Annotated in this window: 13 protein-coding genes; 10 read left to right on the forward strand and 3 right to left on the reverse strand. The window is 64.0% G+C overall.

The features are described from left to right. From AC3A3W_RS16465 to AC3A3W_RS16475, 3 genes are all read right to left on the reverse strand, one after another. The coding region (locus AC3A3W_RS16465) for a glucose-6-phosphate dehydrogenase assembly protein OpcA (protein WP_487444083.1) at positions 1-797 on the reverse strand (797 nt) is incomplete at its 3' end. Continuing rightward, positions 794-2,353 carry a glucose-6-phosphate dehydrogenase gene (zwf, locus tag AC3A3W_RS16470; protein WP_487444084.1) on the reverse strand — a complete coding sequence of 520 codons (1,560 nt, stop codon included), beginning with the start codon at positions 2,351-2,353 and terminating at the stop codon, positions 794-796. The genes zwf and AC3A3W_RS16465, both read right to left, overlap by 4 nt. Positions 2,354-2,551: 198 nt before the next feature. Then, positions 2,552-3,232 carry a GntR family transcriptional regulator gene (locus AC3A3W_RS16475; RefSeq protein ID WP_487444085.1) on the reverse strand — a complete coding sequence of 227 codons (681 nt, stop codon included), beginning with the start codon at positions 3,230-3,232 and terminating at the stop codon, positions 2,552-2,554. 121 nt (positions 3,233-3,353) lie between these two features. Here AC3A3W_RS16475 and purU point away from each other — a divergent pair, with 121 nt between their 5' ends. The 10 genes from purU to AC3A3W_RS16525 all read left to right on the forward strand — a co-directional run bounded on the left by purU (position 3,354) and on the right by AC3A3W_RS16525 (position 14,716). Continuing rightward, positions 3,354-4,268: a formyltetrahydrofolate deformylase gene (gene purU, locus AC3A3W_RS16480; RefSeq protein ID WP_487444086.1), complete on the forward strand. Its 915-nt coding sequence runs from the start codon at positions 3,354-3,356 to the stop codon at positions 4,266-4,268. Positions 4,269-4,324: 56 nt separating this feature from the next. Then, positions 4,325-6,817 carry a GcvT family protein gene (locus AC3A3W_RS16485; RefSeq protein WP_487444087.1) on the forward strand — a complete coding sequence of 831 codons (2,493 nt, stop codon included), beginning with the start codon at positions 4,325-4,327 and terminating at the stop codon, positions 6,815-6,817. 112 nt (positions 6,818-6,929) lie between these two features. After that, entirely contained in the window at positions 6,930-7,556 is a 627-nt protein-coding gene (locus AC3A3W_RS16490) for a cyclodeaminase/cyclohydrolase family protein (protein ID WP_487444088.1), read from the forward strand. Then, complete coding sequence (locus AC3A3W_RS16495) at positions 7,553-8,431, forward strand: bifunctional 5,10-methylenetetrahydrofolate dehydrogenase/5,10-methenyltetrahydrofolate cyclohydrolase (RefSeq protein ID WP_487444089.1); 879 nt, start codon at positions 7,553-7,555, stop codon at positions 8,429-8,431. The genes AC3A3W_RS16490 and AC3A3W_RS16495 overlap by 4 nt, the downstream gene beginning before the upstream one ends. Beyond that, positions 8,428-8,700 (forward strand): hypothetical protein, encoded by a 273-nt coding sequence (locus AC3A3W_RS16500; RefSeq protein WP_487444090.1) that lies wholly within the window; start codon positions 8,428-8,430, stop codon positions 8,698-8,700. Before AC3A3W_RS16495 ends, AC3A3W_RS16500 begins: the two co-directional genes overlap by 4 nt. Positions 8,701-8,750: 50 nt before the next feature. Next, positions 8,751-11,090, forward strand: coding sequence for an FdhF/YdeP family oxidoreductase (locus tag AC3A3W_RS16505; protein ID WP_487444091.1), 2,340 nt, complete (start codon positions 8,751-8,753; stop codon positions 11,088-11,090). Then, complete coding sequence (gene folE / locus AC3A3W_RS16510) at positions 11,083-11,727, forward strand: GTP cyclohydrolase I FolE (RefSeq protein ID WP_487444092.1); 645 nt, start codon at positions 11,083-11,085, stop codon at positions 11,725-11,727. Before AC3A3W_RS16505 ends, folE begins: the two co-directional genes overlap by 8 nt. Before the next feature lie 315 nt (positions 11,728-12,042). Continuing rightward, entirely contained in the window at positions 12,043-13,299 is a 1,257-nt protein-coding gene (locus tag AC3A3W_RS16515; RefSeq protein WP_487444095.1) for a molybdopterin molybdotransferase MoeA, read from the forward strand. Positions 13,300-13,338: 39 nt separating this feature from the next. Beyond that, on the forward strand, positions 13,339-14,205 hold the full coding sequence (gene fdhD, locus AC3A3W_RS16520) for a formate dehydrogenase accessory sulfurtransferase FdhD (RefSeq protein WP_487444093.1): 867 nt from the start codon (positions 13,339-13,341) through the stop codon (positions 14,203-14,205). Between the two features lie 10 nt (positions 14,206-14,215). After that, a complete protein-coding gene (locus AC3A3W_RS16525) occupies positions 14,216-14,716 on the forward strand; it encodes a molybdenum cofactor biosynthesis protein MoaE (protein WP_487444094.1) in 501 nt (166 codons plus the stop codon). Positions 14,717-14,844 lie beyond the last annotated feature (128 nt).

Consider the following 14,844-nt stretch of genomic DNA (forward strand, 5'->3'; position numbering starts at 1 on the left):
TGGGCGGGCTGGCCGGGTTGGGTGAGTTCGGCGATGGAGAGTCCGGGGCGGAAGAGCTGGACGTCGCCGCTGGCGCGGGTGAGGCGGACGCGGCGGATGCCGGTCCCGGCGGGGTCCGCGACGATGGTCACGGGGGCGTCCAGGGACAGCGTGAGCCAGGCCGCGAGGAGGATGGTGGACGGGGAGTCCGAGGCGCCTTCGACCGCGACGGCGGTGACCGGGGAGGAGTCGACCTGGTCCAGCACGGCGGCGAGCTGGATGCGCCAGTTCGTCAGGCGGGTCCAGGCGAGGTCGGTGTCGCCGGCTTTGTAGGTGTTGCGGATGTTCTCCAGCGCCACCTGGGGTTCGGCTTCGTTCGCCGAATCGGTGATCCGGCGGTGCGCGATCCGGCCGATGGAGGTTTCGGACGCGTTCTTCGGCGCCCCGTGCGGCCACCAGGCCACGATCGGGGCGTCGGGCAGCAGCAGCGCGGCGACCAGGGACTCGCTTTCCTCGGCGAGTTCCCCGAAGCCGCGCAGCACGATCACCTCCGAGGCCCCGGCGTCCCCGCCGACCCGGATCTGGGCGTCGAGCCGGTTCGGGGCCGCGGAGCCGGCGTCGGCGAGCACGATGATCCGGCAGGGGTGTTCCCGGCTGGCCTCGTTCGCGGCCTCGATGGCCTCCTCTTCCAGCCCGGACTTGGTGACCACCACGAGGGTGAGCACCCGGCCCAGCGCGATCACGCCGCCCTGCTCGCGCAGGGACATGATCTTCTTCGAAACGGTGGAGGTGGTGGTGTTCGGCAGGTCTACAATCATGGCCTTCTCCAGGTGCGTCCGTCACGGGCAAGCAGCTCATCAGCGGAGGCCGGGCCCCAGCTGCCGGGCGCGTACGGTTCGGGCTGTTCGTTCAGGCTGGCCCAGTAGTCTTCGAAGGGGTCCAGGATCTTCCAGGACAGCTCCACTTCCTCGTGCCGCGGGAAGAGCGGGGGCTCCCCGAGCAGCACGTCCAGGATCAGCCGCTCGTAGGCTTCCGGGCTGGACTCGGTGAAGGAATGCCCGTAGCCGAAGTCCATGGTCACATCCCGCACCTCCATCTGGGTGCCCGGGACCTTGGACCCGAACCGGATCGTGGCGCCCTCGTCGGGCTGGACCCGGATCACCACGGCGTTCTGGCCGAAGTCATCATCCCCGTGGTCACGGAAGAGCAGGTTCGGGGCACGTTTGAACACCACCGCGATCTCGGTCACCCGCCGGCCCAGCCGCTTGCCCGCCCGCAGATAGAACGGCACCCCGGACCAGCGCCGGGTGTTGATATCCACCCGGATCGCCGCATACGTCTCGGTGGTGGAACCGGCCGGGATGCCCTCTTCCTCCAGGTACCCCAGCACCTGCTCCCCGCCCTGCCAACCGCCGGCGAACTGCCCGCGCGCCGAATGCGTGGACAAATCCTCCGGCAACCGCACCGCGGCCAGGACCTTCTCCTTCTCCGCACGCAGATCGTCCGCGTTGAAGGAAATCGGCTCCTCCATCGCCGTGAGCGCCAGCAGCTGCAGCAAGTGGTTCTGGATCACGTCCCGCGCCGCGCCCACCCCGTCGTAATACCCCGCCCGGCCGCCGGTGCCGATGTCCTCGGCCATGGTGATCTGCACATGGTCCACGTAATTCGCGTTCCACAACGGCTCGAACAACTGGTTCGCGAAGCGCAAAGCCAGGATGTTCTGCACCGTCTCCTTGCCCAGGTAATGATCGATCCGGAACACCGCGTCCTGCGGGAACACCGACTCCACGATGTCATTCAGCTGCCGGGCCGATTCCAGATCATGCCCGAACGGCTTCTCGATCACCACCCGCCGCCACTTCTCACCCTCGGCCTGCGCCAGGCCATGCTTGGAGAGCTGCCGGCAGACCTGCTCGAAGGCCTTCGGCGGGATGGAGAGGTAGAACGCGTGGTTCCCGCGGGTGCCGCGGGTCTCGTCCAGCTCAGCGATCGTCTCACCAAGCCGCTCAAAGGCCGCATCGTCGTCGAACGCCCCCCGCACGAACCGGATGCCCTCCGACAGCTGGTTCCACACCGCCTCATCAAACGCGGTCCGCGCATACGCCTTCACCGCGTCCTTCACCTCCGCGGCGAAGTCCTCGTTATCCCACTCCCGCCGGCCGAAACCGACCAGCGCGAAACTCGGCGGCAACAACCCACGGTTGGCAAGGTCATACACCGCAGGCATGAGCTTCTTACGAGCCAAATCACCCGTGACTCCAAAGAGCACAAGCGAGGACGGACCCGCAATACGATTCAGACGACGATCCCGCGGATCCCGCAACGGATTCCCGCTCCGGAACGCAGTCCTTCTGCCGTTCAAGGTATCTGGCATGGTTAATTAAGCGCCTTAGCTTTCGGTGGCGGATGCTGCCCGGGCGATTCCGCTCAGGGCAAAGGCGGTTGGCCACAAATTTCTTTGCCCTAACACTGCCACCTGCCCGGGAGGGCTTAAACCACCAAATCGAGCGGCCTTACCCGCCCTTTAGGATGGGCGGGTAAGGGGGCGGCAACGCTCCACCATTCGCCGCTGCTAGGCAGCGAACAGTGCCGTCCGCACGGCCTTTTCAAAGCCATTGACGTGAGCGCGCGCCAAGTCCGCGGCGCGGGACTCGTCCTTGTCGATCACCGCTTGCAGCAGGTCTATGTGCTCATGCACATGCCGGGAAAGGTCGGGCAGGCGATCCAGCACCATGCACCAAATGCGCGTGGCCAGGTTGTCATAGCGTATGAGCACGTCCTCCAAATGCGGGTTCCCCGCCGCGGCATAAATTCCCTGATGGACGCGGGCGTCCAGCTGCAGGGTCTCCACGACAGATGCGTTGTCCACGTCGAAGGACTCCACGGCGCTCACAATGAGCCGTAGACGCTCGCGGGCCGCCGCGGTAGCCACCCTGGCAGCACGGGCAGCGGCGAGCGGTTCCAGCTGCGCCCGGATTTCCGATATGAACGCCAGGTCTGTCACCTCTACGCGTGTTGCAAAGGTCCCGCGCCTCGGGTAGGTCACGACGAGCCTGTCCAGCTCCAGCCGCTTTAGGGCCTCCCGCACGGGAGTCCGTCCCACGCCGAGTTCCTTTGCGAGCCCTTCGTCGTACAGCGGATCACCAGGCTTGATTTCCAGGGTCAGCAGGCTGTCGCGTATCCGTTCGTAGGCTACGTCGGCCAAGGATTTTGAACCAACGTCCTCAGTCACCGCCAGAGCTTCAAACGCCACCGTACCGCCTCTCATATCGGCCAATAAATGACTATTGACCCCTTCCCTTTCACCAGTATACGCTGGGTCACAGTCCTAATATATCAATAAGGTGATCAGGAATATATCTAAAGGAGGGCACATGACCCTGGTGGAGACCGTCCAAGAAATAAGGCCAACTCTGCAGGTGGAAGCCTCTGGAGAAACGACTAGCCGGAAGTTCGTACTCACACTGTCGTGCGTCGAACGTGCCGGTATCGTTCAAGCAGTGACCACGTTCCTGTTTGATCGTGGATTTAACATCGAGGAGCACCAGCAGTTCGACGACGGCCTGCGCCAGACTCTGCACCTGCGTACCGCTTTTTCGGGGCCTGCAGACTTCGACGCAGCCAGGCTCGAAGAGGAGTTCCGGTCCATTGCGGAACGCTTCGAGATGAAGTTCAGCTTTCACGACGAGACCAAAGCGCGCGTCCTGGTAATGGTCTCCAAGTTTGGGCACTGCCTGAACGACCTGATTTTCCGCTGGCGCGGGGGCAGCCTGGGCGGAGATCTCGTCGTCGTGGTTTCCAACCACGAAACACACAGGGCCATGGCAGAGGCTGCCGGCCTGCCCTTCGTGCACATCCCGGTCACCCCGGAGACCAAGGAAGACGCCGAGCGCCGCCTGCTCGAACTGGTCGACGAGTACAACGTTGACCTGGTTGTCCTGGCCCGGTACATGCAGGTGCTTTCCAACGACCTGTGCCGGGCTCTCGAGGGAAGGGCAATCAACATCCACCACTCGTTCCTGCCGGGTTTCAAGGGTGCACGTCCTTACCACCAGGCCTACGACCGCGGCGTCAAGCTTGTCGGGGCAACTGCCCACTACGTGACCGCGGACCTCGATGAAGGTCCGATCATCGAGCAGGAAGTCATCCGCGTCGACCACAGTTATGGGCCGACCTCCCTCTCAACAGTGGGCCAGGATGCAGAGGCTTTGGCGCTGTCGCGGGCAGTCCGCTGGCACTGCGAGCACCGTGTCCTGCTGGACCAGTCCAGCACGGTCGTCTTCCGGTAGAGCAGCCAGGCACAAGCAGCACAAGCGCACATTCAAATCAGCAGGAGAAAATAGAAATGGCATCGACACCACGCATTGTCATCATCGGCGCTGGAATTGTCGGCACTAATGTCGCCGACGAACTGGTGGCCCGTGGCTGGAACAACATCACGGTCCTGGACCAGGGTCCCCTGAATATGCCGGGCGGCTCCACGTCGCACGCCCCGGGCCTGGTCTTCCAGACCAACCCCTCCAAGACCATGACCACTTTCGCCAAGTACACGGTCGAAAAGCTGCTCTCCCTGAGCGAGGACGGCGTCAGCTGCTTCAACCAGGTGGGCGGTCTGGAAGTTGCAACCACCGAGACCCGCCTCGCCGACCTGAAAAGGAAGCTGGGCTATGCAGCCTCCTGGGGCATCGAGGGAACCATACTGTCGCCTGCTGAATGTAAGGAACTCTACCCGCTTCTGAACGACGAGGACGTTCTCGGCGGCCTCCACGTGCCCAGCGACGGCCTGGCCAGCGCCGCCCGTGCCGTGCAGCTGCTCATGAGGCGCACGGAGGCTGCGGGGGTCAAATACCTGGGCTCCACCACGGTGACAGGCATAGAGCAGTCGAACCGGCGCGTTACCGGCGTTGAAACCTCGGAGGGCGTTATTCCCGCCGACATCGTCATCTCATGCGGCGGATTCTGGGGCGCAAAGATCGGCGCCCTGATTGGCATGTCAGTGCCTCTCCTGCCGCTGGCGCACCAGTACGTCAAGACTGCCCCCGTGCCCGAGCTGAAGGGACGCAACGAACTTCCCAACGGCGCCACGCTGCCCATCCTCCGCCACCAGGACCAGGACCTTTACTACCGGGAGCACGGCGAGCGCTACGGCATCGGTTCTTACGCCCACCGCCCCATGCCCGTTGACCTCGAGGATCTGGGGACTTTCAGCCCGGAGTCCGTCAACGAACACAACATGCCCTCCCGCCTCGACTTCACCCTGGAAGACTTCCTTCCGGCATGGGAAGCCTCCAAGCAGCTGCTCCCCGGACTGGCCGAAAGCGAAATCGAGGATGGCTTCAACGGCATCTTCTCCTTCACCCCGGACGGCGGACCGCTCATCGGCGAATCCAAGGAGCTCGATGGCTTCTTCGTGGCGGAGGCCGTGTGGGTAACGCACTCCGCCGGCGTGGCGAAAGCGGTGGCCGAACTGCTCACCACCGGCAAGTCAGAAACCGACCTGGGCGAGTGCGACATCACCCGCTTCGAAGACGTCCAGCTCACGCCTGAATACGTCAGCGAGACGTCGCAGCAGAACTTCGTGGAAATCTACGACGTCCTCCACCCGCTCCAGCCGCGGCTTTCCCCGCGCAACCTCCGCGTCAGCCCGTTCCATGCGCGGCACAAGGAACTGGGCGGCTTCTTCCTGGAATCCGGAGGATGGGAACGGCCCTATTGGTTTGAAGCCAACGCCGGACTCCTCAAGGAAATGCCCACGGAATGGCTGCCCCCGGCCCGCGACGCCTGGGCACAGATGTTCAGCTCCCCGATCGCAGCCGCTGAGGCCTGGAAGACCCGCACGGCAGTGGCCATGTACGACATGACCCCGCTCAAGCGGCTGGAAGTCTCAGGCCCTGGCGTCCTGAAGCTGCTCCAGGAGCTCACCACAGCGGACCTGGACAAGAAGCCCGGAGCCGTCACCTACACACTGCTGCTCGACCACGCCGGCGGCGTGCGGAGTGACATCACTGTTGCACGCCTCAGCGAGGACCGGTTCCAGCTGGGAGCCAACGGCAACATCGACACGGCATACTTCACCCGGGCGGCCCGGCACCAAACCCAAAGCGGCTCGGCCACGGATTGGGTGCAGGTTCGGGACACCACAGGCGGCACGTGCTGCATCGGGCTCTGGGGCCCCCTGGCCCGCAACCTGGTGAGCGGCATCAGCGAGGACGACTTCTCCAACGACGGTCTCCGGTACTTCCGGGCAAAGGAAGTTGTCATCGGCGGAGTGCCCGTGACGGCAATGCGACTCTCCTACGTCGGTGAACTGGGCTGGGAGCTTTACACAAGCGCCGAGTACGGCCAGAGGCTCTGGGATGCGCTGTGGAAGGCCGGGCAGCCGTTCGGCGTCATCGCAGCCGGACGTGCGGCCTTCAGTTCCCTGCGCCTGGAAAAGGGATACCGCTCGTGGGGGGCGGACATGACCACCGAACATGACCCGTTTGAGGCGGGTCTCGGCTTCGCCGTCAAGATGACCAAGGACAGCTTCGTCGGCAAGGGTGCACTCGAAGGCCGGACGGAGGAAGGTTCTGCCCGCCGGCTGCGGTGCCTGACCATCGACGACGGCAGGTCCATCGTCCTGGGCAAGGAACCCGTGTACTACAAGGAGCAATCGGTCGGCTACGTGACCAGCGCGGCCTACGGCTACACCGTCGCCAAGCCGATCGCCTACGCCTACCTTCCGGCGACCGTTTCCATTGGCGATTCTGTCGAGATCGAATACTTCGGACGACGCATCAGGGCCACTGTTACTGAGGATCCCCTGTACGACCCGAAAATGACCAGGCTCCGCGGCTAACCAGCCGCCGGGCCCCTTGGGGGCGCGCAGCCCGGCCTCATCCTCGCAACGGGAGCCGGGCTGCGCGCGGCCCCCTTCCCGCCTCAGCCTCAACCAGCCCAGGAATGGACAAATGATCGGTTCAGAAACACTCAACGACTACCTCGGCAGGCTTGCCTCGCGGAACCCCACCCCAGGTGGCGGCGCGGCCGCGGCGCTCCATGCAGCGCAGGGAGCAGCCCTGGTGGCCATGGTGGCAAGATTCAGCACCGGCGGGAAATATGAGCAGCACGAACAGACAACCTCAAGGATCATTTCCGCCGCCGACCACCTCATTGACGAGGCGCTACGGCTGGCCGACGCCGATGAAGTCGCCTTCGCGGACGTGATCGCCTCTTACAAGCTGCCCGCCGCGAACGATTCTGAACGTGAGACACGCGCAGGCGCCATACAAGCCGCACTCGTCAACGCTGCTCAACCGCCCGTCCAGCTGATCAAGCTGTCAGGCGCCGTAGTGGATCTTGCCGCCGAACTTCTAAACATTGCCAACCCCAATGTCATCAGCGACATTGCAGCAGCGGCCGACGCGGCCAGGGCAGCTGCCACTACCGCGCGCGTCAACATAGACATCAACGTCGTAGCGATAAAAGACACCCACGCGCGTGCAACGCTGGCCGAACAAACTGACGGCCTCGAAGAAAAAGTCGTCCTGGCAGCCGACTCTCTCTCTCAGCACGTACGGGAAAGGATCCTCGGATGACGGCCACTGTGCTCTCCGGCAAACCCCTCGCCAAACTGATACAGCAAAAGGCCCAGAAAGAAGCCAAAGCGCTGGCCGATGAAGGCGTACGCCCGACCCTCGCCGTCGTAGTCGCGACCGAGGACAGCTCGACCCACTGGTATGTGCGATCCATTGAGCGCGCTACGGAAACTGCCGGCATCGACTGCAGGATCATAGACCTCGGCCCCGACGCGACCGAGCAGGTACTGGTCTCCGTCCTGAAAGACATCAGCGCGGAGCCTTCGGTCAATGGAATCATCCTGCAGACTCCCCTGCCCGCCGGTGTGAGAAGCCAGGAACTGGTCAGGCACATCGCCCCGGAAAAGGATATCGATGGCGCTAATCCTTTGAGCCTGGGGCTGCTCGCCGTGGGCCAGCGCGCCTTCGCCCCCGCTACAGCACGCGCGGTCATCGAAATCCTGGACCACTTTGACATCCCTGTGGCGGGCCGCAGCGTGGTGGTGGTAGGACGTTCAGCCGTGGTTGGAAAGCCGTTGTCCCTCCTGCTGCTGCAGAAAGACGCCACCACCACGGTCTGCCACTCGCGGTCGGGCCCCCTGGCGAAGTACACCAGGACCGCCGACATCGTGGTTGTCGCTGCCGGCCGCACCGGGCTCCTCACAGGGTCGGACGTTGCTGACCACTCAGTGGTCATCGACGTTGGTACCAATGTGCTTTCCGATGGCTCGCTCGCCGGCGATGTCGACGAAGCCAGTGTCCAGGCTGTTGCCGCCGCACTGACACCGGTCCCTGGCGGCGTCGGCTCAGTCACCACGTCCCTGCTTCTTCTCCACACCGCCGAAGCGGCACGCGAACAGTCACGCTCAGCCCGATTGCCCGTACTCACGCAATGACCGGGACAGTCACGGCAGGCCGCACTGCGCCACATCCCAGCAGCACCACAACCTGCACGAAGGTCGTGGAAGACTGGAGCGCGCTCATCCCAGGCGACTTCGTCACAGTGCTGGAATCATTCACGGTTCCCCACAGCGGCTGGATTGACGACGTGACCGAGGATGGCACCATCATCTGGCTGGTCCTGGCCGCAGGCCGCGGCCGCCGTATGTTCTTCCGCCACGACGGTGACCTCATCACGGTCGAGGTTCCCCATGCCGGGAGTTGAACGGCGGACGGTGAGCACGAAACGACCGCATACTTTTGAAGGAAGAGCCCATGGCCTCTAAAGCCCCCCGCCACAACATCGATGAGTCAAAGCTGACCGTCGGCAAACCCAAAACCAAGGCCGTGGGCATCCCGGCAGTGGCCAACGCACTGAAGATATCCCTTGAGCAAATGGGACCGCTCCGGAGCGTACAGACCCTCATGGCGGTCAACCAAATCGACGGCTTTGACTGCATGGGCTGCGCCTGGCCAGAACACGACAAGCGCAATGCGGCGGAATTCTGCGAGAACGGTGCGAAGGCGGTGGCGGAGGAGGCTACACGCCGCCGCGTCACGCCGGAATTCTTCGCCCGGCATTCCATTGCCGACTTGAAGACACGCGATGACTACTGGCTTGGGCAGCAGGGCAGGCTGACGCACCCGATGGTGCTGGATGAAGGCGCAACCCACTACAGGCCAATCCAGTGGGACGACGCCCTGGAACTGATCGCCCAGGAACTCAGGGACATGGATGACCCCGACCAGAGCGTCTTCTACACCTCCGGAAGGACATCCAACGAAGCGGCATTTGTGTACCAGTTGCTCGTCCGCGGGGTGGGCACGAACAACCTCCCGGACTGTTCGAACATGTGCCACGAGTCTTCCGGGTCGGCCTTGGTGGAGACCATAGGCATTGGCAAAGGATCGGTCAGCCTCAAGGATCTGGAAACGGCCGCCCTGATCTTCGTCGCCGGCCAGAATCCGGGCACCAATCACCCGCGCATGCTCAGTGCCCTGGAAAAGGCCAAGAAAAACGGGGCCGCCATCGTATCCATCAATCCGCTGCCCGAGGCGGGGCTGTTTCATTTCGAGAACCCGCAGACCGTCTCAGGCACACTGCTTGGCACCCAGCTGACTGACGATTTCCTCCAGATCAGGGCCGGCGGCGACCAGGCACTGTTCCAAGGCCTGGGGAAATACCTGCTGGAAGCGGAACGTGCAGGCAGGCACAGCCCGGGCTCGGCAACGGTTTTGGACCACGACTTCATCGACAACCACACAGTCGGCCTCGATGCCTACCTTACGCAGCTGGAACAGGTCCGCTGGGACGACATCACCGAGGCGAGCGGCCTCAGCATGGAACAGATCGCGGCCACCGGCGAACGTCTCCTGGCGTCAGGCTCAACCATCGTCTGCTGGGCGATGGGCCTGACACAGCACAAGCATTCAGTGCCCACCCTCCGCGACGTGGTCAACGTCCTGCTGCTTCAGGGCAACATCGGTAAACCCGGAGCGGGGGTTTGCCCCGTCCGTGGCCACTCCAACGTCCAGGGCGACCGGACCATGGGCATCTTCGAACAGATGCCGGAGAGCTTCCACGACAGGCTCGACCAGGAATTCCAGTTCCGTTCACCCCGGGCCCACGGCTACGACACGGTCGCTGCCATCCGGGCCATGCGCGACGGCAAGGTCCGGCTGTTCGTGGGCATGGGCGGGAACTTCGTCCGGGCGGCTCCGGACTCCGATGTAACCGAGCAGGCGCTGGCCAACACCCGTCTGACGGTGCAGATTTCAACGAAACTGAACCATTCCCACGTGGCAACCGGAAAGCGCGCCCTCATCCTCCCGACCCTGGGGCGCACGGAGAGGGATACCCAGCAGTCTGGCGACCAGAGGGTGACCGTGGAGGATTCGATGAGCGCCGTCCATGCATCCCGCGGCCGGCTGAAGCCCGCAAGCGAACAGCTGATGTCCGAGGTCGCCATCGTCTGCAACCTCGCCCACAAGGTGTTCACGGACGCCTCCGGAATCCCCCGCCCCAACACGCCGGTAACCAACTGGCTCTCACTCCGGGACGATTACTCCCTGATCAGGAAGCACATCGAAGCCGTCATCGATGGCTTCGAGAATTTCGAGGAGAAAATCCAGAACCCTGGCGGCTTCGTTCTGCCGCACCCGCCCCGGGACACCAGGGAATTCAAGACCCGCTCCGGCAAGGCGCACTTTACCTCGAACGCCCTGGAGTACCTTCGGGTCCCACCCGGCCGCCTGATCCTGCAGACCCTTCGTTCCCACGACCAGTACAACACCACCATCTATGGCAAGGACGACCGGTACCGCGGAATACACGGAGGCCGGCGTGTAGTACTGGTCAATGAAGCGGACATCGCCGACATGGGCTACGCGGACGGGGACATGGTCGATCTCGTCTCGGAGTTCCGTGGAACCGAACGCCGGGCGGAGAGCTTCCGCATCGTGTCCTACTCGACGCCCAAGGGTTGCGCAGCCTCCTACTACCCCGAAACCAACGTGCTCGTGCCGCTGGACTCGGTAGCGGACACCAGCGGAACCCCGACGTCCAAGTCGGTCATTGTCAGGCTGGAACCGGCGGGAGCGCACAGGCATGGATAGCGATGTTGAAGTCGGACTGCACAGCCTCGGATTCCACGGTACCCGGCTGGACAGCAAGGGGGTGGACAGCCAAGGAGTGGACCGCCCACGGGTGGAGCGGGCGGTCCGTGAGTTCCTCCTCGCCGTCGGCGAGGACCCTGACAGGCCTGGCCTGGCTGAGACTCCGGCACGCGTGGCACGTGCCGCCGTCGAAATGTACGGTGGCCTTCACGAGGATCCCGCATCGATCCTGAATAAGACGTTCGACCTCGGCCATGAGGAACTGGTCCTCGTCAAGGACATTCCCTTCTACTCCACCTGCGAGCACCACTTGGTGCCCTTCCACGGGGTGGCCCACGTTGGCTATATCCCTTCAGCCGAGGGCCTGGTAACGGGCCTGAGCAAGCTGGCACGGCTGGTGGATGCATTCGCGCGGAGGCCGCAGGTGCAGGAACGGCTGACAACCCAAGTGGTGGATGCCCTCGTCTCTGCCCTCCGGCCGCTTGGCGCGATTGTCGTGGTGGAATGCGAACATCTCTGCATGTCCATGAGGGGCGTCAGGAAACCGGGCGCAAAAACCATCACTTCCGCAGTACGGGGTGAGCTGCGCCTGCCGGCAGCCCGGGCCGAGGCACTCAGCCTGATCATGGGCCGCTAAGGAAACGGTGCAATCAACCACACAGGCCTTCCGCTTGATATATCTTTGCGATATATTATAAATATCAGTCGTTGCCGCTCCGGATTTCTCTAGTAAAGGAGGCCGGACCGCCTGCAAAGCCGGACCGATGCTTAGAGCGCGGCGCCGGGGCCTCATGACCAGAGTCATGGAAAGCGATGTCGTTTCCCGTAAACGGTGTTTCGGTTGGCCTGAATACCTGGGGAGGTAAGCGCCGAAACACCGCTTTCGGGAAACGAACCGATAAAAACCATTTCAGCAACGAGGGAACGACCAGTGGCAGCTCAAGCCCTTCCAATTGTCGCCAGTCCTGGCAAGGACGGCGGGCGGACCGCGGACGGGGAACACACCTGGGCGGAAGCGCGCCGCTTGGCTTTTGATTGCGCCAGGCCTCTCGGACCAGGGCGGATTCCGCTGAGGGAGGCGAACGGAAGGACGCTGGCGGCTGACCTCATCGCACTTCAGGAGATGCCCCATTACGCCTCGTCCGCAATGGATGGCTGGACGGTCAATGGGGCCGGCCCTTGGGTGCTGACCGAACCAGGGAAGCCTCTCGGCAGCGGGCAGGCCAGTACCGTCGTCACCGGCGGAGTAATACCTCCGGGCTCCCATGCCGTGCTCCGGGTCGAGAGCGGACAGCTTACCGCCACCACGGGCGGCCAGACCATGCTGAAGGTGGCCGAGGGGGCACCGCCCGGTGAACCTCATCCCGGCCAGCACATCCGCAAGTCGGGCGAGGAAGCGGCAGCAGGTGAAGTGCTGATCCCCGCGGGGACAGTCTTGAACCCTGCCCACATCGCCTTGGCCGCGGTTGCCGGATTCGATCAGCTGGAAGTTCGGGGCAAGCCCCTGGTCAAAATGCTGGTTACTGGATCAGAGGTGGTTACCGCCAGTCTCCCGGCACCGGGAGAGGTCAGGGACGCTTTCGGGCCCCAGCTCAGCACAGTCATCCAGATGCTCGGAGGCATCCCGGGGTCGCTGATCCGCATCGGGGACTCCTACGAGGAATGGCTCAGCGCACTTGGGGCACTGGAAGCGCCGATGGGGCAGTGGTCGGACGTCATCGTCACCACAGGCGGCACAGGGCGCTCCGGCGCGGACCATTTCCGAACTGCTACGGCAGCGCTCGGCGGACGGCTGCTCATTGACGGCATCGCCATGCGGCCCGGCCACCCGGCCGCCTTGGCCAAACTGCCCAACGGCCGTTTCGTCGTCGGGCTCCCGGGCAACCCGCTGGCTGCCTTAATGGCCCTTTTCACCATTGGCGCTCCGCTCCTGGCCGCTCTGGGCCACCAGCCCCTCGCCGACATCTGCCGGCTGCCGTGCGGCACGGTCATCGGCCCCCACGCTGCGTCCACACGGCTTATGCCCTTCCGGTGGGCCAGCGGCCTCGCGACTCCGGTCCGCTACACCGGCCCCGGCATGATGCGAGGCCTGGCCTCGGCCGACGGGGTAATGGTGGTCCCGTCGCACGGCGTCCAGTTGGGGGAGCCGGTTCCGGCATTCCCCCTCCCGTGGCGCCCGGAGCTGCACAATACACCGGCATGGCCATGAGGATCAGATGAGGACGAACAGGCGAGGAGTGTTCACGACGTGGCACGCATGACCCAACGGCGAAAGGTCCACCGGTACCTCCTGGACGGCTCCGCGGCCGCCATCGAATACCCCGTGCGGCTCAGGGAGGATGTGCTGGCGGCCGAGGAACCGCTGGAAATCCGATTCGGCAGCATGTCCTTTGCCGTGACCATGCGGACACCCGGTGACGATTTTGACCTCGTTGCCGGCTTCCTGGTCTCTGAAGGCATCATCAGGGCCCAGTCGGACCTCGTGTCGCTCCGCTTTTGCTCAGGTGAGGATGAACAGGGCAGGCAAACGTTCAACGTCGTTGAAGCCCAGTTCCGTCCCGGTCTGGCGCTGCCGGATACCGGCCGGCACGTTTACACCTCCAGCTCCTGCGGAATCTGTGGCAGCACGTCCATCGAGGCCGTGCGCAAGACCCTCACCTTCGGCCTCGAGGAAGACCAGCTGCGGGTCCCGGTCGACGTACTGGCGCGGCTCCCGGAACAGTTGCGCGAAGCCCAGGCGCTGTTCGACAAAACCGGGGGCGTCCACGCGGCAGGGCTGTTCAGAATCACCGACGGCGGTGAGGCCGAGCTGCTGTGCCTCCGTGAGGACGTGGGCCGCCACAACGCGGTGGACAAGGTGATCGGGTGGGCGCTGCGAGAAGGCCGTCTGCCCTTGCGCGGAACGGTCCTGCAGGTCTCTGGCAGGGCGTCCTTTGAACTCGTTCAGAAGGCTGCCCTTGCCGGCATCCCGGTGTTGGCGGCGGTCAGCGCACCCTCAAGCCTGGCGGCGGACCTCGCCGCCGAGACTGGCATCACCCTTGTGGGTTTCAGCCGGGGCAAGAGCCTCAACGTGTACGTAGGCGAAGAACGGCTGGCACCGCCGCTGAACAACTGAAAGGAAACCAGTGGCTGATATTGAAGTAATCGGGGCCGTCCTCACCGAAGATCCCATCTCAGAGGACGATGCCCTTACCGCGGTCGAAGGTCCCGAGGCGGGCGCCGTTGTCAGCTTCCGAGGGGTTGTCCGCAACCATGACGAGGGTAAGGCTGTCGAGCGCCTGAGTTACACGGCGCATCCCACTGCATCGAAGGCCATGCTGGAGGTTGTGGCCACCCTCCTCGACGAATACTCGGCGGAGACCGGCTACCCCGTCCGCATTTGGGCTGCCCACCGCACCGGCACCCTTGAGGTCGGCGACGTGGCCCTGGTCTGCGCCGTATCCGCCGCCCACCGTCGTCAGGCGTTCACCATCTGCTCCGAGCTGGTGGACCGCATCAAGGCCGGCGTGCCGATCTGGAAGGAACAGCTCTTTAGCGACGGATCGGTTGAATGGGTTGGCGCGGACGAGCCGATGTCACGCCGCACGCGAAAGCTCCCCACCGAAACAACAACATCAACAAATTAGGAGAAAGATGACTTCGAACATCTCTGCGCCTGCCGTGTCCACGACACAGTCCGGCGCTCCTGTCACGTCCGATGCCCATTCCAAGGCTGTCGGCGCCGACGGCGCGATCATCCTCACGGACCACTACC

The organism is Arthrobacter sp. Soil_N43 (genome assembly GCF_057655195.1).